This is a genomic window from Enterobacter asburiae (assembly GCA_011754535.1).
Classification (GTDB): Bacteria; Pseudomonadota; Gammaproteobacteria; order Enterobacterales; family Enterobacteriaceae; genus Enterobacter; species Enterobacter cloacae_N.
The window spans coordinates 4,702,911-4,725,581 of the sequence record JAAQVN010000001.1; the positions used below are offsets into that span (position 1 = coordinate 4,702,911).

At 57.2% G+C, this 22,671-nt stretch carries 17 protein-coding genes; 7 read left to right on the plus strand and 10 right to left on the minus strand.

The window, feature by feature from the left end:
* Window positions 1-80 precede the first annotated feature (80 nt).
* From argE to HBM95_22280, 3 genes are all read left to right on the plus strand, one after another.
* Window positions 81-1,232: an acetylornithine deacetylase gene (gene argE, locus HBM95_22270; GenBank protein NIH45621.1), complete on the plus strand. Its 1,152-nt coding sequence runs from the start codon at window positions 81-83 to the stop codon at window positions 1,230-1,232.
* Window positions 1,233-1,540: 308 nt separating this feature from the next.
* Window positions 1,541-4,192, plus strand: a complete 2,652-nt coding sequence (ppc, locus tag HBM95_22275) for a phosphoenolpyruvate carboxylase (GenBank protein ID NIH45622.1) — start codon at window positions 1,541-1,543, stop codon at window positions 4,190-4,192.
* Between the two features lie 93 nt (window positions 4,193-4,285).
* On the plus strand, window positions 4,286-5,134 hold the full coding sequence (locus HBM95_22280; GenBank protein ID NIH45623.1) for a helix-turn-helix transcriptional regulator: 849 nt from the start codon (window positions 4,286-4,288) through the stop codon (window positions 5,132-5,134).
* Here the strand turns inward: HBM95_22280 and HBM95_22285 are convergent.
* The 5 genes from HBM95_22285 to HBM95_22305 are packed head-to-tail and all read right to left on the minus strand — an operon-like array spanning window position 5,121 to window position 10,082.
* Entirely contained in the window at window positions 5,121-5,477 is a 357-nt protein-coding gene (locus tag HBM95_22285) for a PTS fructose-like transporter subunit IIB (protein ID NIH45624.1), read from the minus strand. The genes HBM95_22280 and HBM95_22285 overlap by 14 nt on opposite strands.
* Window positions 5,478-5,479: 2 nt before the next feature.
* Window positions 5,480-6,355 (minus strand): [formate-C-acetyltransferase]-activating enzyme, encoded by an 876-nt coding sequence (locus tag HBM95_22290; protein NIH45625.1) that lies wholly within the window; start codon window positions 6,353-6,355, stop codon window positions 5,480-5,482.
* Entirely contained in the window at window positions 6,321-8,615 is a 2,295-nt protein-coding gene (locus HBM95_22295) for a formate C-acetyltransferase (GenBank protein NIH45626.1), read from the minus strand. Before HBM95_22295 ends, HBM95_22290 begins: the two co-directional genes overlap by 35 nt.
* 52 nt (window positions 8,616-8,667) lie before the next feature.
* A complete protein-coding gene (locus HBM95_22300) occupies window positions 8,668-8,988 on the minus strand; it encodes a PTS fructose-like transporter subunit IIB (protein ID NIH45627.1) in 321 nt (106 codons plus the stop codon).
* A gap of 14 nt (window positions 8,989-9,002) precedes the next feature.
* The gene (locus HBM95_22305; GenBank protein ID NIH45628.1) at window positions 9,003-10,082 is read right to left on the minus strand and encodes a PTS fructose transporter subunit EIIC; all 1,080 of its coding nucleotides are present in this window, start codon (window positions 10,080-10,082) and stop codon (window positions 9,003-9,005) included.
* A gap of 302 nt (window positions 10,083-10,384) precedes the next feature.
* Here HBM95_22305 and ptsP point away from each other — a divergent pair, with 302 nt between their 5' ends.
* The 3 genes from ptsP to HBM95_22320 are packed head-to-tail and all read left to right on the plus strand — an operon-like array spanning window position 10,385 to window position 14,679.
* Window positions 10,385-12,886 (plus strand): phosphoenolpyruvate--protein phosphotransferase, encoded by a 2,502-nt coding sequence (gene ptsP / locus HBM95_22310; protein NIH45629.1) that lies wholly within the window; start codon window positions 10,385-10,387, stop codon window positions 12,884-12,886.
* Between the two features lie 14 nt (window positions 12,887-12,900).
* Window positions 12,901-13,563, plus strand: a complete 663-nt coding sequence (fsa, locus tag HBM95_22315) for a fructose-6-phosphate aldolase (protein NIH45630.1) — start codon at window positions 12,901-12,903, stop codon at window positions 13,561-13,563.
* A 12-nt stretch (window positions 13,564-13,575) separates the two neighbouring features.
* Window positions 13,576-14,679: a glycerol dehydrogenase gene (locus HBM95_22320; GenBank protein NIH45631.1), complete on the plus strand. Its 1,104-nt coding sequence runs from the start codon at window positions 13,576-13,578 to the stop codon at window positions 14,677-14,679.
* Window positions 14,680-14,758: 79 nt separating this feature from the next.
* On the opposite strand, the gene katG is transcribed toward HBM95_22320, so the two are convergent.
* The 4 genes from katG to metB form a co-directional block, all read right to left on the minus strand.
* A complete protein-coding gene (gene katG / locus HBM95_22325; GenBank protein NIH45632.1) occupies window positions 14,759-16,939 on the minus strand; it encodes a catalase/peroxidase HPI in 2,181 nt (726 codons plus the stop codon).
* A 147-nt stretch (window positions 16,940-17,086) separates the two neighbouring features.
* Window positions 17,087-17,974, minus strand: coding sequence for a methylenetetrahydrofolate reductase (gene metF / locus HBM95_22330; protein ID NIH45633.1), 888 nt, complete (start codon window positions 17,972-17,974; stop codon window positions 17,087-17,089).
* A 214-nt stretch (window positions 17,975-18,188) separates the two neighbouring features.
* Window positions 18,189-20,621 carry a bifunctional aspartate kinase/homoserine dehydrogenase II gene (locus HBM95_22335; protein NIH45634.1) on the minus strand — a complete coding sequence of 811 codons (2,433 nt, stop codon included), beginning with the start codon at window positions 20,619-20,621 and terminating at the stop codon, window positions 18,189-18,191.
* 2 nt (window positions 20,622-20,623) lie between these two features.
* The gene (metB, locus tag HBM95_22340; GenBank protein NIH45635.1) at window positions 20,624-21,784 is read right to left on the minus strand and encodes a cystathionine gamma-synthase; all 1,161 of its coding nucleotides are present in this window, start codon (window positions 21,782-21,784) and stop codon (window positions 20,624-20,626) included.
* Window positions 21,785-22,059: 275 nt separating this feature from the next.
* Here metB and metJ point away from each other — a divergent pair, with 275 nt between their 5' ends.
* Entirely contained in the window at window positions 22,060-22,377 is a 318-nt protein-coding gene (gene metJ, locus HBM95_22345; GenBank protein ID NIH45636.1) for a met regulon transcriptional regulator MetJ, read from the plus strand.
* Between the two features lie 48 nt (window positions 22,378-22,425).
* Here metJ and rpmE read toward each other — a convergent pair whose 3' ends face one another.
* Entirely contained in the window at window positions 22,426-22,638 is a 213-nt protein-coding gene (rpmE, locus tag HBM95_22350; protein NIH45637.1) for a 50S ribosomal protein L31, read from the minus strand.
* Between the last annotated feature and the right edge of the window lie 33 nt (window positions 22,639-22,671).

The following is a 22,671-nucleotide window of genomic DNA, read 5'->3' on the forward strand; positions in this document are numbered from 1 at the left end:
TTTATGCTCAACGTTAATGTATTTTTATTCACATTTATTGCATGAATATTGATACTATCACGACCTAAGGTGTGTCAACAATGAAAATGAACTTACCGCCATTTATCGAGATCTACCGCGCCCTGATTGCCACTCCTTCCATCAGCGCAACGGAAGAAGCGCTGGATCAGAGCAATGAGTCTTTAATCAATCTGCTGGCGGGTTGGTTTAGCGATCTTGGGTTTAACGTTGAGGTTCAGCCCGTCCCCGGAACACGCCACAAATTTAACCTGCTCGCCAGCACCGGAAACGGTGCGGGCGGCCTGCTGCTGGCCGGTCATACTGACACCGTACCGTTTGACGATGGCCGCTGGACGCGCGACCCGTTTACCCTGACCGAGCACGACAACAAGCTCTACGGTCTGGGCACCGCCGACATGAAAGGCTTCTTCGCCTTTATCCTCGACGCGCTGCGTGACGTAGACGTGACGAAGCTGAAAAAACCGCTCTACATTCTGGCGACCGCCGATGAAGAAACCAGCATGGCGGGCGCGCGCTACTTCTCTGAAAACACGTCGATTCGCCCGGATTGCGCGATCATCGGCGAGCCAACCTCTCTGCAGCCTATCCGCGCGCACAAAGGTCATATTTCTACCGCCGTGCGCGTGCTGGGCCAGTCCGGCCACTCCAGCGATCCGGCGCGCGGCGTGAACGCCATTGAGCTAATGCATGATGCCATCGGCCGCATCATGACCCTGCGCGACGATCTGAAAGAACGTTATCACTACGAGGCGTTCACCGTGCCGTACCCGACCCTGAACCTGGGCAGCCTGCACGGCGGCGATGCCTCGAACCGTATCTGCGCCTGCTGCGAACTGCATATGGACATCCGCCCGCTGCCGGGCATGACACTGAGCGATCTCGACGGCCTGCTGAACGAAGCGCTGGCTCCGGTAAGCGAGCGCTGGCCTGGTCGTCTGACGGTCTCCGAACTGCATCCGCCGATCCCGGGTTACGAATGCCCGCCGGACCATCAGCTTGTTGAAGTCGTGGAAAAGCTGCTCGGTGAGAAAACCGACGTGGTGAACTACTGCACCGAAGCGCCGTTTATTCAGACGCTGTGCCCGACGCTGGTTCTTGGCCCTGGCTCCATTAACCAGGCCCACCAGCCGGATGAATATCTGGAAACTCGCTTCATCAAGCCGACCCGCGAACTGATTACCCAGGTTGTGCATCACTTCTGCTGGCATTAAAAACTGCCCCTCACCCAGCCCTCTCCCCAAAGGGGAGAGGGTGTTCAAGTTCCCTCTCCCCTTTGGGGAGAGGGTTAGGGTGGGGGGGTGTAAATCCCGCGATCTCTGTCACATTTCCATAAGCATCTCTTATCTGACGCAATGCGAATTAAATTTCGTAAATTGCCCGCATTTATTCGTTTGCTGAACCGTTTTCGCAGCAATTGACGACGGGGGTTTTACGTGGCTTTATAAAGGGAGATGACAAAATAATGTCCAGAAGATTTTCGCCTGGGCATAAACAAAAATGATGGGGTGACTGGGTTTTTATGAACGAACAATATTCCGCGTTGCGTAGTAATGTCAGTATGCTCGGCAAAGTGCTTGGAGATACCATCAAAGATGCGTTGGGGGAGAATATCCTCGACCGCGTTGAAACCATCCGCAAGCTATCTAAATCTTCCCGTGCCGGTAACGAGGCCAGTCGTCAGGAGCTGCTCACCACCTTGCAGAACCTCTCTAACGATGAGCTGCTGCCCGTTGCACGCGCATTCAGCCAGTTCCTGAACCTGGCCAACACCGCTGAGCAATACCACAGCATTTCGCCAAATGGCGAAGCGGCCAGCAACCCGGAAGTCATTGCCCGCACCCTTCGTAAACTGAAAGACCAGCCAGACCTCAACGAAGCCACCATCAAAAAAGCGGTGGAGTCCCTTTCGCTGGAGCTGGTCCTGACCGCACACCCAACCGAAATTACCCGTCGTACACTGATCCACAAGATGGTGGAGGTGAACAACTGCCTCAAGCAGTTGGATAACAAAGACATTGCCGACTACGAACGCAACCAGCTGATGCGCCGTCTGCGCCAGCTGATTGCTCAGTCCTGGCACACCGATGAAATTCGTAAGCATCGCCCAAGCCCGGTCGACGAAGCCAAATGGGGCTTTGCGGTGGTAGAGAACAGTCTGTGGGAAGGGGTGCCTAACTACCTGCGCGAGCTGAACGAACAGCTGGAAGCAAACCTTGGCTACCGCCTGCCGGTCGACTTTGTTCCGGTGCGCTTCACCTCCTGGATGGGCGGCGACCGCGACGGTAACCCGAACGTGACCGCGGAAATCACCCGTCACGTCCTGCTGCTGAGCCGCTGGAAAGCGACCGACCTGTTCCTGAAAGACATTCAGGTGCTGATCTCCGAGCTGTCGATGGTGGAAGCAACGCCGGAACTGCGCGCGCTGGCCGGGGAAGAGGGTGCCAGCGAGCCGTACCGTTTCCTGATGAAAAAACTGCGTGGGCAGCTGATGGCCACCCAAGCCTGGCTGGAAGCGCGCCTTAAAGGCCAGCGCCTGCCGAAGCCGGAAGGCCTGCTGAGCCAGAACGAGCAGCTCTGGGAGCCGCTCTACGCCTGTTATAAATCGCTGCAGGCCTGCGGGATGGGCATCATCGCCAACGGCGAACTGCTCGACACCCTGCGCCGCGTGAAGTGTTTCGGCGTGCCGCTGGTGCGTATCGACGTGCGTCAGGAAAGTACCCGCCATACCGAAGCCCTGGGCGAGCTGACCCGCTATCTCGGCATCGGCGACTATGAAAGCTGGTCCGAAGCCGACAAACAGGCCTTCCTGATCCGCGAGCTGAACTCCAAGCGCCCCCTGCTGCCGCGCAGCTGGGAGCCAAGCAACGAAACCCGCGAAGTGCTCAACACCTGCAAAGCGATCGTTGATGCACCGAAAGGATCGGTGGCCGCCTACGTGATCTCCATGGCGAAGACCCCGTCCGACGTGCTGGGCGTACACCTTCTGCTGAAAGAAGCGGGTATCGACTACGCCCTGCCGGTCGCCCCACTGTTTGAGACCCTCGACGACCTGAATAACGCCAACGACGTCATGACTCAGTTGCTGAATATCGACTGGTACCGCGGCTTTATTCAGGGCAAACAGATGGTGATGATTGGCTATTCCGACTCCGCAAAAGATGCGGGCGTGATGGCGGCATCCTGGGCGCAATATCAGGCGCAGGACGCGCTGATCAAAACCTGCGAGAAAGCCGGTATTGAGCTGACCTTGTTCCACGGACGCGGCGGCTCCATTGGCCGCGGCGGCGCGCCTGCTCACGCAGCGCTGCTGTCACAGCCGCCGGGAAGCCTGAAAGGCGGCCTGCGCGTCACCGAGCAGGGCGAGATGATCCGCTTCAAGTACGGCCTGCCGGAAGTGACCATCAGCAGCCTGTCGCTCTACACCAGCGCGATCCTGGAAGCCAACCTGCTGCCGCCGCCAGAGCCAAAAGCGTCCTGGTGCCATATCATGGACGAGCTGTCTGACATCTCCTGCGATCTGTACCGCGGCTACGTGCGTGAAAACAAAGATTTCGTCCCTTACTTCCGCTCGGCCACGCCTGAGCAGGAGCTGGGTAAACTGCCGCTGGGCTCGCGTCCTGCGAAGCGTCGCCCGACCGGCGGCGTCGAATCTCTGCGCGCCATTCCATGGATCTTCGCCTGGACGCAGAACCGCCTGATGCTGCCCGCCTGGCTGGGTGCTGGTGCCGCGCTGCAAAAAGTGGTGGAAGACGGCAAACAGAACGAACTGGAAACCATGTGCCGCGACTGGCCGTTCTTCTCTACCCGTCTGGGCATGCTGGAGATGGTCTTCTCGAAAGCGGACCTTTGGCTGGCGGAATACTACGACCAGCGTCTGGTGAAACCGGAACTGTGGGCGCTGGGTAAAGAGCTGCGCGAGCTGCTGGAAGGCGACATCAAAGTGGTGCTGGATATCGCCAACGACTCGCATCTGATGGCGGACCTGCCGTGGATTGCCGAGTCTATTCAGCTGCGTAACATCTACACCGACCCGCTGAACGTTCTGCAGGCAGAGCTGCTGCACCGTTCGCGTCTGGCGGAAGAAGAAGGTAAAGAGCCGGATCCGCGCGTCGAACAGGCGTTGATGGTGACGATTGCAGGCGTTGCGGCAGGTATGCGTAACACCGGCTAATGCTTTATGCCCGGCGGCGCTGCGCTTGCACGGGCCTACGTTAAGTAGGCCGGGTAAGCGTTAGCGCCACCCGGCAATACCCTGGTATCCACCATGCACCACGACATTACCCACATCCTGACTGACCTGATCAACGGCACAACGACGCTGCGTCAGGTGCATTTTGCAAACCCAGCCATCTCCGCACCCGACCTTGCCTTAAAAGTTGATTTCCCACGTCTGGAGATCGTGCTCGACGGTTCGGTGAAAGACCAGGCAGCTTCCGTTTTACAGCAGGGTGATGTTTTATACGTCCCGGCTGGCGGCTGGAACGATCCACAATGGCAAACACCCGCGACGACGTTGAGCATCCTGTTTGGCAAACAGCAGCTTGGGTTTAGCCTTTTGCACTGGGATGGTGTTGAAGTGCGTAACCTGGCAAAGCAGCACGTTGCTCGCCGTGGCCCCCGCATTGGCTCCTTCCTGCTACAGACGCTTCATGAAATGCAGATGCAGCCGCACGAGCAGCAAACCGCACGCCTGATCATCGCCAGCCTACTTAGCCATTGCGTCGATTTGCTGGGTAGTCAGATCCAGACCGCCTCACGTAGCCAGGCTCTGTTTGAAGCCATTCGCGTTTATATTGATGAACATTATGCGACCCCGCTAACCCGGGAATCCGTCGCCCAGGCGTTTTATATCTCTCCGAACTATTTATCGCATCTTTTCCAGAAAACAGGCGCGGTAGGTTTTAATGAATACCTGACTCACACCCGGCTGGAGCACGCGCGTCAGTTGCTGAAAGGGTATGATTTAAAGGTGAAGGAGGTGGCGCATGCCTGCGGGTTTGTCGACAGTAATTACTTCTGCCGCTTATTCCGTAAAAATACGGAACGTTCGCCGTCAGAGTACCGTCGCCAGTATCACAGCCAGCTGACAGGGAAAGCGGTCAGTCCAGAATGACCTGAGTATGCTGCGGCGCGGATACCATTTTACGTACTGCAGCCATGACCTTGTGCGGATCGCGCAGGAAAGCATTAATCCCGCACTTCACATAGCGGCAGGATTCAAATCGCTCGCTGCCCGCCAGCTCAATATCCGTAATAAGCAATACGACATCAGCGCGCCGGATATCGTCCTCCGTCAATTCACTTTCAATGCCTAACGCCCCCTGAGTCTCAATGCGGGCTGACCATTTCTCCTGCTGGCAAATCCGCTCCAGCCGTTCTGCGGCCATGTAAGTATGCGCCACGCCGCTCACGCATGCGGTTACCGCCACCAGATGACGCACTGCCGTTACTGTCATTTTCAACCTCCCACGGTGACATGAAACCCTTTACGTTCCGCCATACGGCGAAAGACTGCAACTTCGTCAGTTGTCGGAGGTATCACCTCCCGCATCACCCATTGTTGCCCAAGCAGGCGGTATTTTGGTTCGCCATACGCGTGAAACGGTAATAAATGCAGCTGACGTATCCCTGTAGGCAGCAAAAATGCCAGCACGCGCGCCATGTTGGTTTCCGTCAGCGTATAGCCAGGAATAAGCGGTACGCGGGGGATGACGTTTATGCCTTCCGCCACCAGTTGCTTAATGTTATCCAGCACTCTTGGCAGATTCACCGCCGTCACCGAACGCGCCTGCTCTGGATCCATAATCTTCAGGTCAAACAGTACTTCATCGCATTGTCGTGTCAGCGGTAGCAATCGTGACAGGGGCGCATCTCCCGCCGTCTCAATGGCGGTGCGTATACCATAACGGCGCAAACGCGCAAGTAGCTGCGTCGCAAAAGGTGCCTGCATCAATACTTCCCCGCCCGACAGCGTCACTCCGCCACCCGAAGAGCGGAAGAAAACATCGTCTTTCATCACCTCGCGTTCAAGCTCGTCCAGCGTCACGTCGCGTCCGATGCGCTCAAACGCACCGGAAGGACATTCGTCCGCATCACGCAGGCAGGGTGTGCAGCGCAAACATTTACTCTCCCGGCGAACCGTCTCAATTTTTGGGGAGATCGACTCCGGGTTGGCACACCACGGGCAGCGGTGAGGGCAGCCTTTAAAAAAGACCACCGTGCGAATACCCGCCCCGTCGTTTAACGAATAGCGCTGAATATTGAAAATACGCGCCACGTCGGCGCGTGTTTCAACGACGTCACAGCTGATGCGCGGTGCGGCGGATAATGTCATCCTGGATCTCCTTCGACAGCTCAACAAAGAAGGCGCTGTATCCGGCAACGCGCACCACCAGCCCAGCAAAATCCTGTGGACGCCGCTGCGCTTCACGCAGGGTTTCCGCGTTCACCACGTTGAACTGGATGTGTTGCAACTTAAGCTGCGTGAACGCACGCAGGAAATCTGCCAACTTTTGCAGCCCTGTGTCGCCTTCCAGCGTCGCCGGTGTGAATTTAACGTTTAATAGCGTACCGTTAGATAACAGATAGTTATCCAGCTTACTCACCGATTTGAGTACCGCGGTTGGGCCCTGCATATCTTGCCCAAGCATCGGTGAAAGCCCGCCGTCCGCCAGTTGCTCACCGGCAAAGCGTCCATCCGGTGTTGCCCCCACAACCGCCCCCAACGGCACGTGTGCCGATACGGTATAAGACCCCGGCGTAAATTGCCCGCCGCGCGGGTTACGGTATTTTTCGACCTCTTTGCAGTAGTGGCGCAGCAGTTCAGCGCTGATATTGTCGACATCATCGATATCATTGCCGTATTTTTCGAAGCGATTGATCAGCCTTGCTCGCACTTTTTCGCCCTCCGGGGTGGCAAAGTTCGCTTTTAACACGGCTAAGAGCTCATCAAAACTTAAGCGTTGCTGTTCAAAGACCAGCCCTTTCAGGGCGTGCAGTGAATCGCTCAGGTTGGCTATTCCGATCCCCTGTACACCAGAGAAGTTATAGCGCGCCCCGCCGTCGGTAATGTTTTTCCCAGATGCCAGGCAATCGCTGATAAAAGAAGAGAGCAACGGCACCGGAGCCCAATCACGATGGCCGATATCGCAGATATTGCTCCCCTCAACCATCAGCGCAATGTAGTGATTAATTTTGGCGCGAATATTCTCCAGCAACCCTTCATAACTCAACCCTGCGTTGCCTTCATTCTCGTGCATCGCGATTTCCATCACCTTCAGCAGGTTAAACATGGCAATATCGTGCAGACCGTAGGTTTTACCCGGAATCGACAGCTCAACACAGCCGACGACAGCGTAGTCGCGCGCGTCCTCCAGCGACACGCCGCGATTGAGGAAGGCAGGCACCACCACTTCATCGTTAAAAATCTGCGGAATGCCGGTGCCCAGGCGAATGGTCTCTGCGGTTTTAAGCAGGAAAGGCCGGTCGATAAGTTCATTCACCCGCACGCCGAGGTTCGGCTGAGGAAGCTGAACGCTTTGGTAGGCATCCAGGCACAGGAAGGAGAGCACGTTTACCGCACTACGGCCGCTTTCCGTCAGGCCGCCTAACAGTGCGGTATACCCGGTCGGGAACCCGGCGAAATAGCGGGCGCTGCTGGTCGAGCGTAAAAGCACGACGTCATTGCACTTCACCCACAGCGACTCAAGAATCTCTTTCAGGAACGCGGGCTCATCGCCTTGTGAGAGCGAGGCCAGATAAAACGGCAGCATGTACTGGTCAAAGCGCCCGATAGAGAGCGAACTGGCGTTGGATTCGTACTGCAAAATGATGTTCATGTACCAGAAAAGCTGACACGCCTGCCAGAACGTCTGTGGCTTCTGCTGTGCGTTGTGCCGCGAGATGTCGGCAATTGTCAGCAGTTCCTCTCGCCGCGGCACATCGCTGACCCGGGCCAGCTCTTCAGCCAGCGCCGCGTAGCGCAAAATATGGCGCTGGGAAGCCTCAAGCAGGATCAGTGCCGCTGCATAGAAAGTGTTATGGGGATCGCGGGCGCAGTGTTCACGCAGTTCCTCCACCAGCACACCCAGGCCGTTATTAAGCAGGCGTGGATAATCAATAATGATATGCCCCTGCCCTTTATCCGTCTGGTTGATGCTGAAAATCTGCGTCCCTACCGCGGTTTTCACCTCATCTGTCATCTGGCTGTTGATGAAATCCTTCATTGACCGGTTTTCCCAGTAGGGGTACAGCACGTCACGGTAGGTCTGCTTATCCTCATCGCTGATTTCAAAGCGGTCCTGCGGACGTGTGGCAAACTGATCCAGCTCCTTAAGCAGCCAGTACGGATCCATCTCCGGAGACATAATGCCTGCACGCGGTTTAACGGTGCGGTTCCCGGCAATCAGCTCCTCATCACGAATCGCGATTTTTACATGGTCGAGTATGTACGCCGTCGCTTTCGCGCGCCGGATAATCACCGGCTCACCTTCCGTCTGCTGGTGGCTGGCGGTATAGAGCAAAGCACGCTCAAGCGAGATTTCACGCGGGCTGGCAAAAAGAGCGTCTTTCAAACGCTGGGTACGATTCGTCATGAGGGAACTCCTGTAACGGTAAAACGAGCCCGCCCCGAAGGGCGGGAGAGCATCAGGCGGTTTGTGCCAGGTGGGCATCAATTTTGTTCATGATGGCGTCGGCACGTTTTACCGCGTCGCTGATATTGACGCGTACGGTGGTTTTTCCGGCAAAACGCTCTTCGAATTTAATGCCAATATCCTTGGTCAGGATCACCACATCCGCGGCGGCAACGTCTTCTGCCGTCAGCTCATTCTCAAGACCGATCGATCCCTGTGTTTCTACTTTCACTTCCCAGCCTTTCGCTTTTGCGGCGCTTTCCAGCGCTTCAGCAGCCATATAGGTATGGGCAACGCCAGACGGACATGCTGTTACTGCGATAATTCGGGCCATGTTCTCTTCCTCACTCAGTTAATTTCGAAATCCAGATCCAGGTCATCCTCTTTTTCCTCGACCTGTTTTGTATTCTTACGGGCAATACGCTTCAGCACGTTGACGCTGATTGCCGTTACCACTGCGCCCACAGCAACTGCCGCGATATAGCCGAGCTTGCCGTCCACCACGGGAAGCACAATCAACCCACCCCAACCGGCATAGCATTGCGCGCCCATCACGGCAGCCGTGACCGCACCACACGCGGAACCCAGCATGATTGAAGGAATCACGCGCAGAGGGTCAGCAGCGGCAAACGGAATTGCCCCTTCGGTGACGCCAACACAGCCCATCACCAGCGCCGCTTTACCCGCTTCACGTTCTTCATCGGAAAAATTCTTGCGGCCGACTAACGTTGCCAGGCCTAACCCCAGCGGCGGTATGCAAATAGCCGCGGCGGCAATCGCAACGACGGTATAGACGCCCTGCGCAACGCAAATCAGCATGAAGGCATACGCCACTTTGTTAACCGGGCCGCCCATATCGAACGCCAGCATAAGGCCGAGAATGATGGCAAGTACCACGATGCTGCCCTGCTGCATGCCTTGCAGCCACTGAGTGAGGCTGGTGGTCAGCGCGCCTACAGGCTCGCCAAGACCCCACATCATGATGCCCGCGGTAATAAAGGTGCCGATAATCGGGATGATGAAGATAGGCATGACGGAACGCAGCACTTTCGGGACCGGCAGTTTTTTCAGGTACCAGACGATAATTCCACCGAAAATCCCGGCGATAATCGCGCCGAAGAACCCCGCGCCAAAGCTGTTGCCCACCCAGGCGGCAATGGCACAGGGAGCCAGCGCGGCGCGTTCTGCAATCGAGTAGCCAATGTAAGCGGCCAGGAAGGGCACCATCAGCGTTAAACCCGCCACACCGATATCAAAGAGCTTTTTCAGATTGGGATCGGTTGCGGCATCCGGTACCGCGCCCTTGCCGTATAGCATTACTGAAACCGCCAGCAGAATGCCGCCCGAGACCACGAACGGGATCATATGCGACACCCCAGTCATCAGATGCTGCCGCGTGTTCTTGAGAATGTGCACCAACGCTTTCATATGTCGCTCCAGGCCTAAAACCATAAAGATGTTGTGGCAAACAATAGGCAATCAGAAAGACGGCGGACAGGAGACAAAAAGGCCATTTACTGGATTTTTGTAATATCGAAATAAAAATGCGATCCGCCTCGACATTTCACACCGGCGATGCATTACGCAAAACGTCAGAACCTGTGAGTGAAATCTCATTTTTAGCGTCACATTACATTTGTCCAGCTTTTGGCAGTTTTGTCACATGGCGTGCCTCATCCTCACGCTCGTATGCTCTTTCGCATCATTGACGATTGGTTTCAGGAGTGTGTATGGCTCTGGTAGTGGAATTTACCTGTGAATTGCCCAACGGTGTTCACGCGCGTCCGGCAAGTCATGTGGAAACGCTGTGCAATACGTTTGTCTCGCAAATCGAGTGGCATAACCTGCGTACGGACCGTAAAGGCGATGCCAAAAGCGCGCTGGCATTGATTGGTACCGATACGCTGGCAGGCGATCCCTGCCGTCTGGCAATCTGCGGTGAAGATGAGCAACATGCCCATCAGCGGCTGGAGCAGTGGCTGAGAGAGGAGTTCCCGCACTGTGACGCACCGCTTGAAGGAGTTATCAGCACGGAACTGGAGCCCTTACCAGAATCACTGACACGCCTGAACCCGACGCTTTTTCGCGCCACTCCGGTATGCAGCGGCAGTGGGCAGGGCATCCTGACGGTACTGACATCGCTGGATCTCAACGCCCTGACCGATTTACCCGAAGCACAAAACGTGGAAGCTGAGCAATCGGCGCTGGATACCGGTCTGACGCTGCTGGTCAAACACATTGAGCTGCACGCGCTGGAAGGCGACAGCACCGCCAGCGCCATTCTTGAAGCCCACCGCTCGCTGGCTACAGATACCTCGCTGCGCCAGCATCTCCTGTCAGGGGTCAACCGGGGCTTAAGCTGCGCCCAGGCCATCATCGCCACGGCCAACCATTTCTGCGAGACGTTCTCTCGTTCCAGCAGCGCATATTTGCAGGAACGCGTGCTGGACGTGCGCGACGTCTGCTATCAGCTTTTACAGCATATCTACGGTGAAGCTTGTTTCCCGTCTCCGGGGCAGCTGACGCAACCGACCGTCTGCCTTGCTGACGACCTCACTCCCGGCCAGTTCCTGGAACTGGATAAAACCATGCTCAAAGGGTTGCTGTTAAAAAGCGGCGGAACCACCTCGCACACCGTGATCCTCGCGCGCTCCTTTAATATCCCGACGCTGGTGGGCGTCGACGGTGAAAGCCTGCTGCAATGGCGCAATCAGTCTGTCTTTGTGGATGGCAATGCCGGTGCGGTCGTAGTCAATGCCAGCGATGCGGTGACGCGCTACTACCAACAAGAAGCGCGGGTACAACAGGCGATACGCGAGCAGCAGCGCATCTGGCTCGATCGTGAAGCCAGAACGGCCGACGGTCTGCGCATAGAGATTGCCGCGAACATCGCCCACGCGGTGGAAGCCCAGGGGGCATTTGGCAACGGCGCCGAGGGCGTGGGCCTGTTCCGCACTGAAATGCTTTATATGGATCGCACCAGCGCGCCCGGCGAAAACGAGCTATACAACATCTTCTGTCAGGCGCTGGAGATCGCAAACGGGCGGAGCATTATTGTACGCACCATGGATATTGGCGGTGATAAGCCGGTGGAGTATCTGAATATTCCGGCAGAGAACAATCCGTTCCTCGGTTACCGCGCCGTGCGCATATATGAAGAGTATGCAACCCTTTTCACCACCCAGCTTCGGGCGATCCTGCGCGCCTCTGCTCACGGCAATCTGAAGATCATGATCCCGATGATCTCCTCGATGGAAGAGATCCTGTGGGTCAAAGAGAAACTTGCCGAAGCGAAACAACAGCTTCGCAATGAACATATTCCGTTTGATGAGAAAATCCCGTTCGGCATTATGCTGGAAGTGCCTTCGGTGATGTTCATCATCGATCAGTGCTGCGAAGAGATTGATTTCTTTAGTATTGGCAGCAATGACCTGACGCAGTATCTGCTGGCCGTCGACCGCGACAACGCCAAAGTCACGCGCCACTACAACAGCCTGAATCCGGCCTTCCTGCGCGCGCTGGATTACGCGGTGCAGGCAGTGCATCGCCAGGGGAAATGGATTGGGCTCTGCGGTGAACTGGGCGCGAAAGGGTCAGTGCTGCCGCTACTGGTAGGTCTTGGTCTGGACGAGCTCAGCATGGGCTCACCTGCCATTCCCGCTACCAAAGCGCGCCTGGCCCAGCTTGATAGCCGCGCCTGTCGCCAGCTACTAAACCAGGCTATGGCGTGTCGTACATCGCTCGAAGTGGAGCATCTGCTCGCCCAGTTCCGCATGAATCAGCAGGATACGCCGCTGGTGACGCCACGCTGCATCTCTCTGGATAACGACTGGAATAGCAAAGAAGAGGTCATGAAAGGGATGACTGATAACTTGCTGCTCGCCGGGCGTTGCCGCTATCCGCGCAAGCTGGAAGCCGATCTGTGGGCTCGCGAGGCGGTCTTCTCCACCGGGCTGGGTTTTGGTTTCGCCATTCCACACAGCAAATCGGAGCATATTGAGCAATCCACCATCAGCGTTGCACGCCTGAAATCCCCCGTCATGTGGGGAGATGAAGAAGCACAATTCATCATCATGCTGACGCTGAACAAACACGCCGCGGGCGATCAGCATATGCGTATTTTCTCCCGCCTGGCCCGCCGCATCATGCATGACGATTTCCGCAGCGCGCTGGTCAACGCCAGCTCAGAAGAGGCTATCGCCTCCCTGCTACAACACGAATTAGAACTCTGAAACGAGGAAGAGTAATGGAACTGTACCTGGATACCGCCAACGTGGCGGAAGTAGAACGCCTGGCGCGCATTTTTCCCATAGCGGGCGTCACCACAAATCCGAGCATCATTGCCGCCAGCTGCGAATCCATCTGGGACGTGCTGCCGCGTCTGCAAAAAGCCATTGGACCGGAAGGCACGCTGTTTGCTCAAACCATGAGCCGCGACGCCGAAGGCATGGTGGCGGAGGCCAAACGCCTGAGTAACGCCATCCCGGACATCGTGGTGAAAATCCCTGTCACGGCTGAGGGCCTTACCGCGATTAAGGCGCTGCAAAAAGAGGGCATTACCACGCTGGGCACTGCCGTTTATAGCGCCGCACAGGGTTTGCTGGCCGCGCTGGCAGGCGCGAAGTATGTCGCGCCATATGTGAACCGCGTCGACGCACAGGGCGGCGACGGTATTCGCATGGTCCAGGAGCTGCAATCCTTGATGGAAAAGCACGCGCCGGAAAGCAGGGTGCTGGCTGCCAGCTTTAAAACGCCGCGTCAGGCGCTGGACTGCCTGCTTGCCGGGTGCGAGGCAATCACGCTTCCCTTAGACGTAGCGCAACAAATGCTCGGCACCCCGGCGGTAGAGTCAGCCATAGAGAAGTTCGAGCAGGACTGGAAAAACGCGTTTGGTAACCTCAACCTCTAAGGGAGAAACGTTATGGACCGTATTATTCAATCGCCGGGGAAATATATTCAGGGCGCTGACGTGCTTACTCGCCTCGGTGACTATCTGAAACCCCTGGCCAATCGCTGGCTGGTGGTCGGAGATAAATTTGTGCTGGGTTTTGCTGAAGAGACCCTGCGTCAGAGTTTCAAAAAAGCCGAACTGCACGCTGAAATCGCGCCGTTTGGCGGCGAATGTTCGCAAAATGAAATCGATCGCCTGAAAAAGCTGGCAGACAGTGCCGACTGTCTCGCGGTGCTGGGCATCGGCGGCGGCAAAACGCTGGATACCGCCAAAGCGCTGGCGCATTTCATGGACGTGCCGGTGGCCATTGCGCCGACCATTGCCTCTACCGATGCGCCGTGCAGCGCCCTTTCCGTCATTTACACCGACAGCGGCGAGTTCGATCGCTACCTGATGCTGCCGCACAACCCGAATATGGTCATTGTCGACACCAAAGTGGTGGCGGGTGCGCCTGCGCGCCTGCTGGCCGCCGGGATAGGCGATGCGCTCGCGACCTGGTTTGAAGCACGCGCCTGCTCGCGCAGCGGCGCAACCACCATGGCGGGCGGCAAGTGCACCCAGGCGGCGTTAGCGCTGGCCGAGCTGTGCTACAACACGCTGGTTGAAGAGGGTGAGAAGGCAATGCTGGCAGCGGAACAGCACGTGGTAACGCCAGCGCTGGAACGCATTATCGAAGCCAACACCTATCTCAGCGGCGTGGGCTTTGAAAGCGGCGGTCTGGCGGCGGCACACGCCATTCACAACGGCATGACGGCAGTGCCGGATGCGCATCACTTCTATCACGGTGAAAAAGTGGCGTTTGGCACGCTGACGCAGCTGGTGCTGGAGAACGCCCCGGTTGAAGAAATAGAGACCGTCGCCGCGCTTTGCCACAGCGTGGGGTTGCCTATCACGCTGGCACAGCTGAATATCAAAGAGGATATTCCGGCCAAAATGCGTCTGATCGCGGAAGCGTCCTGTGCCGAAGGGGAGACCATTCACAACATGCCGGGCGGCGTGACCCCGGATCAGGTTTACGCGGCGCTGCTGGTGGCTGACCAGTATGGACAGCGGTTCCTGCGGGAGTGGGAGTAATAAAAAGCCGGGCGGCGGCTGCGCCTTACCCGGCCTGTATTATTGGCAAAAATATCCCCGCCGTGGCGGGGATATTTATTTACCGCAGATCAAACCGATCCAAATCCATCACCTTCGCCCAAGCGGCTACGAAGTCACGGACGAACTTCTCGTGCGCATCGCTGCTGGCGTAAACCTCTGCCAGCGCGCGCAGGACAGCGTTCGAGCCAAAGACCAGGTCGGCGCGGGTCGCGGTATATTTCACTTCACCGCTGGCGCGATCGCTTCCGGCAAACAGTTCATTAGATTCGTCGGTCGCCTTCCACTGGGTGTTCATGTCCAGCAGATTCACGAAGAAATCGTTGCTCAGCACGCCTTCGCGGTTGGTGAATACGCCATTCTTGCTGCCATCGAAGTTTGTACCCAGCACGCGCAGGCCGCCGATCAGCACCGTCAGTTCAGGCGCGGTCAGGGTCAGCTGCTGGGCCTTATCAATCAGCAGTGACTCCGTCGTGGACACATCCACCTGCGCACGGTAGTTGCGGAAGCCGTCGGCAACCGGCTCGAGCAGGTTGAACATCTCGATATCCGTCTGGTCCTGACGGGCATCCACGCGACCCGGGGTGAACGGTACGTTGACATAAACGCCCGCCGCTTTCGCCGCCTGCTCAACGCCCACGACGCCCGCCAGCACGATAATATCGGCCAGCGAGGCTTTATTGGTGGTGCGCTGGATAGCTTCCAGAGCCGGCAACGCGCGAACCGCCGCGGCGTTCACATCCCAGTCGCGCTGAGGAGCCAGCGCCAGACGCGCGCCGTTGGCACCGCCGCGCTTGTCGCCGCCGCGGAAGGTCGATGCAGACGCCCAGGCAACGGAAACCAGTTCGCTCACGGAGAGGCCGGAGGCCGCGATTTCCGCCTTCAGGCTTTCAATGTCCTCTTTCGACGGATTGAACACCGCCTGCGGCAGCGGATCCTGCCAAATCAGATCTTCTTTCGGCACTTCCGGACCGATGTACCGTGCTTTTGGCCCCATATCGCGGTGGGTCAGTTTGAACCACGCACGCGCGAAGGCTTCGTTAAAGGCCTGCGGATCGTTCAGGAAGCGACGGGAAATTTTCTCGAATTCCGGGTCAAAACGCAGCGTCAAGTCGGTGACCAGCATGGTAGGTTTGCGTTTCTTCGACGGGTCGAACGGATCGGGCATGATTTCCGGCGCATCCACGGCTTCAAACTGAATCGCGCCTGCCGGGCTACGGGTCTGCACCCATTCGTATTTGAACAGGTTCTCGAAGAAGTAGTTGCTCCACTGGGTCGGAGTTTGTGACCAGATGACTTCCAGCCCGGAGGTGATGGCGTCAGCGCCAATACCGGTGCCGTGCGTGCTTGCCCAGCCTAAGCCCTGCGCTTCAATCGGCGAGGCTTCCGGATCGGTACCAACGTGCGTAGCTTCACCCGCGCCGTGGGTTTTACCGAGCGTATGGCCGCCTGCAATCAGCGCGACGGTCTCTTCGTCGTTCATCCCCATGTTGCCGAAGGTTGCGCGAATTGCCGCAGCCGCCGACAGCGGTTCACCGCTGGCGTTTGGCCCTTCCGGGTTCACGTAAATCAGGCCCATTTCAGTGGCACCCAGAGGACGCTTCGCCAGCGCTTCCGGGTCACGGTGGGTCAGCCAGGCTTTTTCATCGCCCCAGTTCACGTCCAGATCCGGTTCCCAGACGTCTTCACGACCGGCGCCAAAACCAAAGGTGCGGAAGCCGGAGTTCTCCAGCGCCACGTTACCCGCGAGGATAAACAGGTCGGCCCAGGAGATTTTTTGTCCGTATTTTTGCTTGATTGGCCACAGCAGGCGGCGCGCTTTATCCAGGCTGACGTTATCAGGCCAGGAGTTCAGTGGCGCAAAGCGCTGCTGACCGCGTCCGGCACCGCCGCGTCCGTCAACGGAGCGATAGGTACCGGCACCGTGCCAGGCCATGCGAATAAACAGGCCAGCATAGCTGCCCCAGTCGGCAGGCCACCAGGGTTGAGAGTCGGTTAACAGGGCTTTGAGATCGCCCTTGAGGGCGGAATAGTCGAGCTTGCTGAATTCTTTGCGGTAGTCGAAGTCTTCACCCAGAGGGTTAGAACGGTTGGAATGTTGATTTAGAAGATCGATGCGGAGTTGTTTAGGCCACCACTCTTTACTGCCGGTACCTGCGCCCGCGCTGTGATCGACGCCGCCCTGATGGAACGGACATTTGCCGGCGGATGCCGCGTTATTGGTCTCGTCTGACGTGCTCATCGCTATGCTCCCTTTACAGTGTTACCGTTACGATATACACCACTAGCAATAAGATATAGTTGAATTAATCCACAGATTCGATAGTTAATACCTTTTAACTTTCTACCTGACTAAAAAGCCCTCAATTTTATGAGGGCTTTTTGCTGATTACGCCGGGCGAACGCCGAGCGTGTGACAAATGGCGTAGCTCATCTCCGCACGGTTCAGCGTGTAGAAGTGGAAATCTTTCACCCCTTCGCGACTTAAAATCTTCACCATGTCCATCGCGATGTTGGCCCCCACCAGCTTGCGGGTTTCCGGGTCATCGTCCAGCCCTTCGTACATTTTGGACATCCACAGCGGAATGCGCACGTTGGTCATATCGGCGAATTTCTTCGCCTGTTTGAAGTTCGAGACCGGCAAAATGCCAGGAATGATTTCGACGTCGATACCAGCCGAGACGCAGCGGTCGCGGAAGCGCAGATAGCTTTCCACGTCAAAGAAGAACTGGGTGATGGCGCGGTTGGCACCGGCCTCCACCTTACGCTTCAGGTTAAGCAGATCCGCCTGGGCGCTTTTCGCTTCCGGATGAACTTCAGGGTAGGCGGCCACGGAGATATCGAAGTCGGCCACCTCTTTCAGCAGCCCGACCAGGTCGGCCGCATACATCTCTGGCTTGCCGCTGCCAGGAGGGAGATCGCCGCGCAGGGCAACGATATGGCGAATACCGTTGTTCCAGTAGTCCTGGGCAATGGCGCGCAGTTCATCGCGAGTGGCGTCGATACAGGTCAGGTGCGGTGCCGCTTCCAGACCGGTTCTGTCCTTAATGCCTTTAATGATGCTGTGCGTACGGTCACGCTCGCCGGAGTTCGCACCGTATGTCACGGAGACAAACTTTGGCTTCAGGCTGCTCAGGCGATCGATAGAGCTCCACAGGGTTTGCTCCATTTCACTGGTGCGCGGCGGGAAAAATTCAAAAGAGACGTTAATCTGGCCGTTTACTTCGGCCAGGCTCTGATTCAGTGCTTCCCGCTGGTTGGCGTGAAAAAAGCTCATACCTTACCTCTATCTTTCGCGTGTCGTTGTCTGTTGTGTTGTGAACTTCTATACGTTTAGACGTCCAGATGTAAAAATGACGGAAAAGCGGAGGGACGTCAACATAAATAATCAACAATAACGGTGAGGTTTGCTCAGGGAAGATGAGAGAAGTTCATGATGAGATGGAAAAGCAGTCCCCTCTCCCCTTTGGGGAGAGGGTTAGGGTGAGGGGTTACAGCAGCTTAGCCAGACGGTTAATGTCGGACTGGATCGCCCCGGCGGTGACATCGCGCCCCGCGCCCGGACCGCGGATCACCAGCGGGTTATCACGGTACCAGCGGCTTTCAATGGCGAAGACGTTATCGCACGGCAGCAGCGCCGCCAGCGGATGGTCAGGACGCACCGCTTCGACACCCACGCGCGCCTTACCGTTCGCCTCGAAACGCGCCACGTAGCGCAACACCAGCCCCATCTCGTTTGCCGCTTCCAGACGCTGCACCATCTGGTCATTCAGCTCGTCACCGTTCTCGAAGAAATGGTCAACGGACCCTTCCTCGCAGCCCGCAGGGACCAGCGACTCGACGCGTACAGAATCCGGCTCGATGTCATAACCGGCTTCGCGCGCCAGGATCACCAGCTTGCGCATCACGTCTTTACCGGAGAGATCAACGCGCGGATCGGGCTCGGTTAAGCCCTGCTGCCAGGCCTGATCCACCAGGTCGGTGAATGGTACAGTGCCGTCAAACTGCAGGAATAGCCAGGAGAGCGTGCCGGAGAAGATCCCGCTCAGCGCCAGAATGCTGTCGCCGCTTTCAATCAGGTCGCGCACGGTGTGGTTAACCGGCAGGCCCGCGCCAACAGTGGCGTTATAGAGCCAGTGGCGGCCCGTTTTTTCGAACGCGTCGTGGATCTGGCGGTATTTATCGGTGCTGCTTGCCCCCGCCAGCTTGTTGGCGCTGATGACGTGGAAACCGTGGCTGGCGAAATCCAGATACTGATCGGCAAGCTGTTCGCTGGCGGTAACGTCCAGCACCACCAGATCGTCATACGGGTGCGCGCGCATCCACAGGAACAGCGCTTCTTCATCCTGCTCTACGGCTTCATCGTTAAAGAAGGCAAGCGCGCGGCTGGCGTCCAGCCCTTCGTAGTTCAGCAGGCTGCGGCGGCTGTCCACCACGCCCGCAAGAATAAATTCAAATCCGGTACGCGCCGAGAGCGTGACCTGCTCGCGGGCAAACAGCTCCAGCCAGCGGGAGCCGATGTTGCCTTTCCCAAACAGTACCAGCCCAATGCGTTTTTCCGCGCGGAACAGGGAGGTGTGCAGGCCCTGAATCAGGCTCTCGGTTGGCCCTTTCCGCAGGACCGCGACCAGGCTGATGCCCTCTTCCGACTGCCAGGTGAACTCCACCGGCTGGCCTTTCAGCTGCTGCCAGAAGCGGTGGCAGTGCAGCGGGTTACGGGTGACGCCCGCGCCCACCATCGCCACCAGCGCCAACCCCTGACGCAGGCGAAGCTCGCCCGGCAGGCCCGCTTCATCCAGAATTTTCAGCGCGCTGTCCGCCACTTCGGCGGTATAGCAGAACTGCAGCAGCTGACGGTCATTGTGAACGCCAACGGCCAGCGGACGCACCTGGGCGCGTTTCAGGATCGTGTCGATATCTTTATGTGCCAGTTTGAAATCCTGACCGGCAGGGACCTGGAACTCAATCAGGCAGATGTCGTCGTGGCTGGTGACAATACGCGCGCCCGTGCCGGACGCCAGCACGCGCTCAATGCGCGTGGAACCCTGGTCCGGCGTATAGCTACAGCGCAGCTGCAGGTCGATATCGCTGCCGGAAACCGGCTGCAGCGTGCGCGCGTGCAGTACCGGCGCAGCCAGCCGTGCCAGCTCGCTGGCTTCGTCGAGACGCAGCAGCGGCAGCAGACAGGCATCTTTCACCTTACGCGGGTCCGCGCTGTAAACACCGGCCACGTCGCTCCAGATGGTTACGCGGGACACGCTCGCCAGGGCACCAATCTGCGTTGCCGAGTAGTCCGAGCCGTTACGGCCCAGCAGCACGGTTTCGCCCGCGTTGCTGCGGCTGATAAAGCCGGTGACGACAATACGTTTGCCCGGATGCTGCACCAGCAGCTGCTGTAGCAACGGGTAGGACAACCCTTCATCCACCTGCGGCTGCGCGGCGCGTTCCGCGCGCAGGAAATCACGCGCGTCGAGCCAGGCCGCTTCCAAGCCCAGATGTTGCAGCACGGCGGCCATCAGACGCGCGGACCACACTTCACCGTGGCCCACCACTTCGGCATACACCGCGTCGGTAATCCCGCTGTCCAGCAGGGCTGCCAGACGCTCAAGGTCATGCGTGAAAGCGCTGATCAGCCCGTCCGCCACGTCCGCAGGCAGCAGGCCGGCAATCAGCTCGCTCTGGTAACGACGTAAGGACTGTTGCACCTGATGCGCAGAAAGGCGATCGGTCTGGCTCAGTTTCAGCCAGCTAATCAACTGGTTGGTGGTGCTGCCCGCCGCTGAGACAACCATCATGTCACCCGGCTGTGAATATTCGGTCATGATCCCTGCGACGCGCAGGTAACATTTCACATCAGCAAGACTACTACCACCAAACTTGTGCAGCTGACGACCCTTCGCCCCTGCCTGCGCTATCACACTCATGATTACCCCTTGGCTGCGATCCGGAAGCCATTTTCCAGATCGGCAATTAAATCTTCAGAATCTTCAATGCCGGTTGAGATACGCAGCAGCGTCTCGGAAATCCCGGCGGCGGCACGTGCTTCGGGTGCCATACCTGCGTGCGTCATGGTCGCGGCGTGGGAGATCAAGCTTTCAACCCCACCTAAGGATTCCGCCAGCGTAAACAATGACAGCCCGCTCAGGAAGCGACGCAGCGTTTGCTCGTCACCGTCCAGTTCAAAACTTAACATCGCGCCAAATCCCTTTTGCTGGCGCGCGGCAATCTCGTGCCCCTGGTTTTCCGGCAGCGACGGGTGATAAAGCTTCTTCACCAGCGGCTGGGTTTTCAGGAAATCGACAATCGCCTGGGCATTACGCTGCGCCACGTCCATGCGCGGCGACAGCGTGCGGATGCCGCGCAACAGCAGGTAGCTGTCGAACGCGCCCGCGGTGACGCCAATGTTATTGGCCCACCATGCCAGTTCCGTGACAACGTCGGGATCTTTGGCAATCACCACGCCCGCCACCACGTCAGAATGGCCGTTCAGATATTTAGTACATGAATGCAATACCAGATCCGCACCCAGTGCTAACGGGTTCTGAAGCGCCGGACTGAGGAAGGTATTATCCACTACACTTATCGCTCCCGCATCCCTTGCGAGCTGACAAATTTTCGCAATGTCGACAACGCGCAACAATGGGTTGCTTGGACTTTCCACCAGAACCAGCTTTGGTTTCTCTGCCAGCGCCTGTTTCAGCGCCTGCTCGTCGTTTTGATCGACAAACAGCACGCGGTAGCAGCCGCGCTTTGCCAGGCTATCAAACAGGCGATAGCTCCCGCCGTAGCAATCGTGCGGCGCGACCAGCAGATCGCCCGGTTTCAGGAAAACTGTCGTCACCAGGTGAATGGCGGACATCCCGGTATTGGTTAATACTGCCCCTGCGCCCCCTTCCAGCTCGGCCAACGCACGCTGGGTCACATCACGCGTAGGATTGCCACGACGCGAATAGTCATGCGCGCGGGGTTCATTAAATCCGGTGAAATTGTAGGTACTGGAAAGATGAATGGGCGGGACAACGCAGCCGTACTGCTCGTCATCATTTAATCCGCTACGCACTGCAATAGTGGCCTGTTTACGCGTCATGGTGAGGGCTTCCTGGCGAATGAGGTGAAAAGTCAGGCACCAGAGTAAACATTGAAAGTATGGACGTCAATACATCTGGACATCTAAACTTCTTTGCGTATAGATTGAGCAATGCGCAAATAGCCGTTAAAATTATATGCTTTAGCGCACGCTGCAGCGGCAATATCCGTGCCACGGTATCGTCTCTACGGTAAACTACGCAAGATTACGGTTCAAAACGGGCAGTGACCGGTTTGCACCTTTAGATTAATGACTGAGAGGATTAAAGGTATCTCATGGCTGAATGGAGCGGCGAATATATCAGCCCATACGCTGAGCACGGTAAGAAGAGTGAGCAAGTAAAGAAAATTACGGTTTCCATTCCTCTGAAGGTGTTGAAGATCCTCACCGATGAACGTACGCGTCGTCAGGTGAATAACCTGCGCCACGCGACCAACAGCGAACTGCTGTGCGAAGCGTTCCTGCATGCGTTTACCGGCCAACCGTTGCCGAACGATGACGATCTGCGCAAAGAGCGTAGCGACGAAATCCCGGAAGAGGCGAAGGTGATCATGCGTGAACTGGGTATTGACCCGGAGACGTGGGAATACTGAGAAGCGGATACAAAAAAGGCACCTTGCGGTGCCTTTTTTTCGGGAAACTTATTTAGCGCCCGGGATGCTGAAACGCTTGTTGAAGCGGTCAACACGGCCACCGGTTGCAACATCACGCTGCTTACCAGTGTAGAACGGGTGGCATTTGCCGCACACGTCCAGGTTCAGATCGTGACCCACGGTAGAGCGGATCTGGATAGAGTTACCGCAAGAGCAGTTTGCAGTAATCATTTCGTATTTCGGGTGAATATCTTTTTTCATGGGAGAACCTCAGTTAAGGCCGCGTCGCTCTTC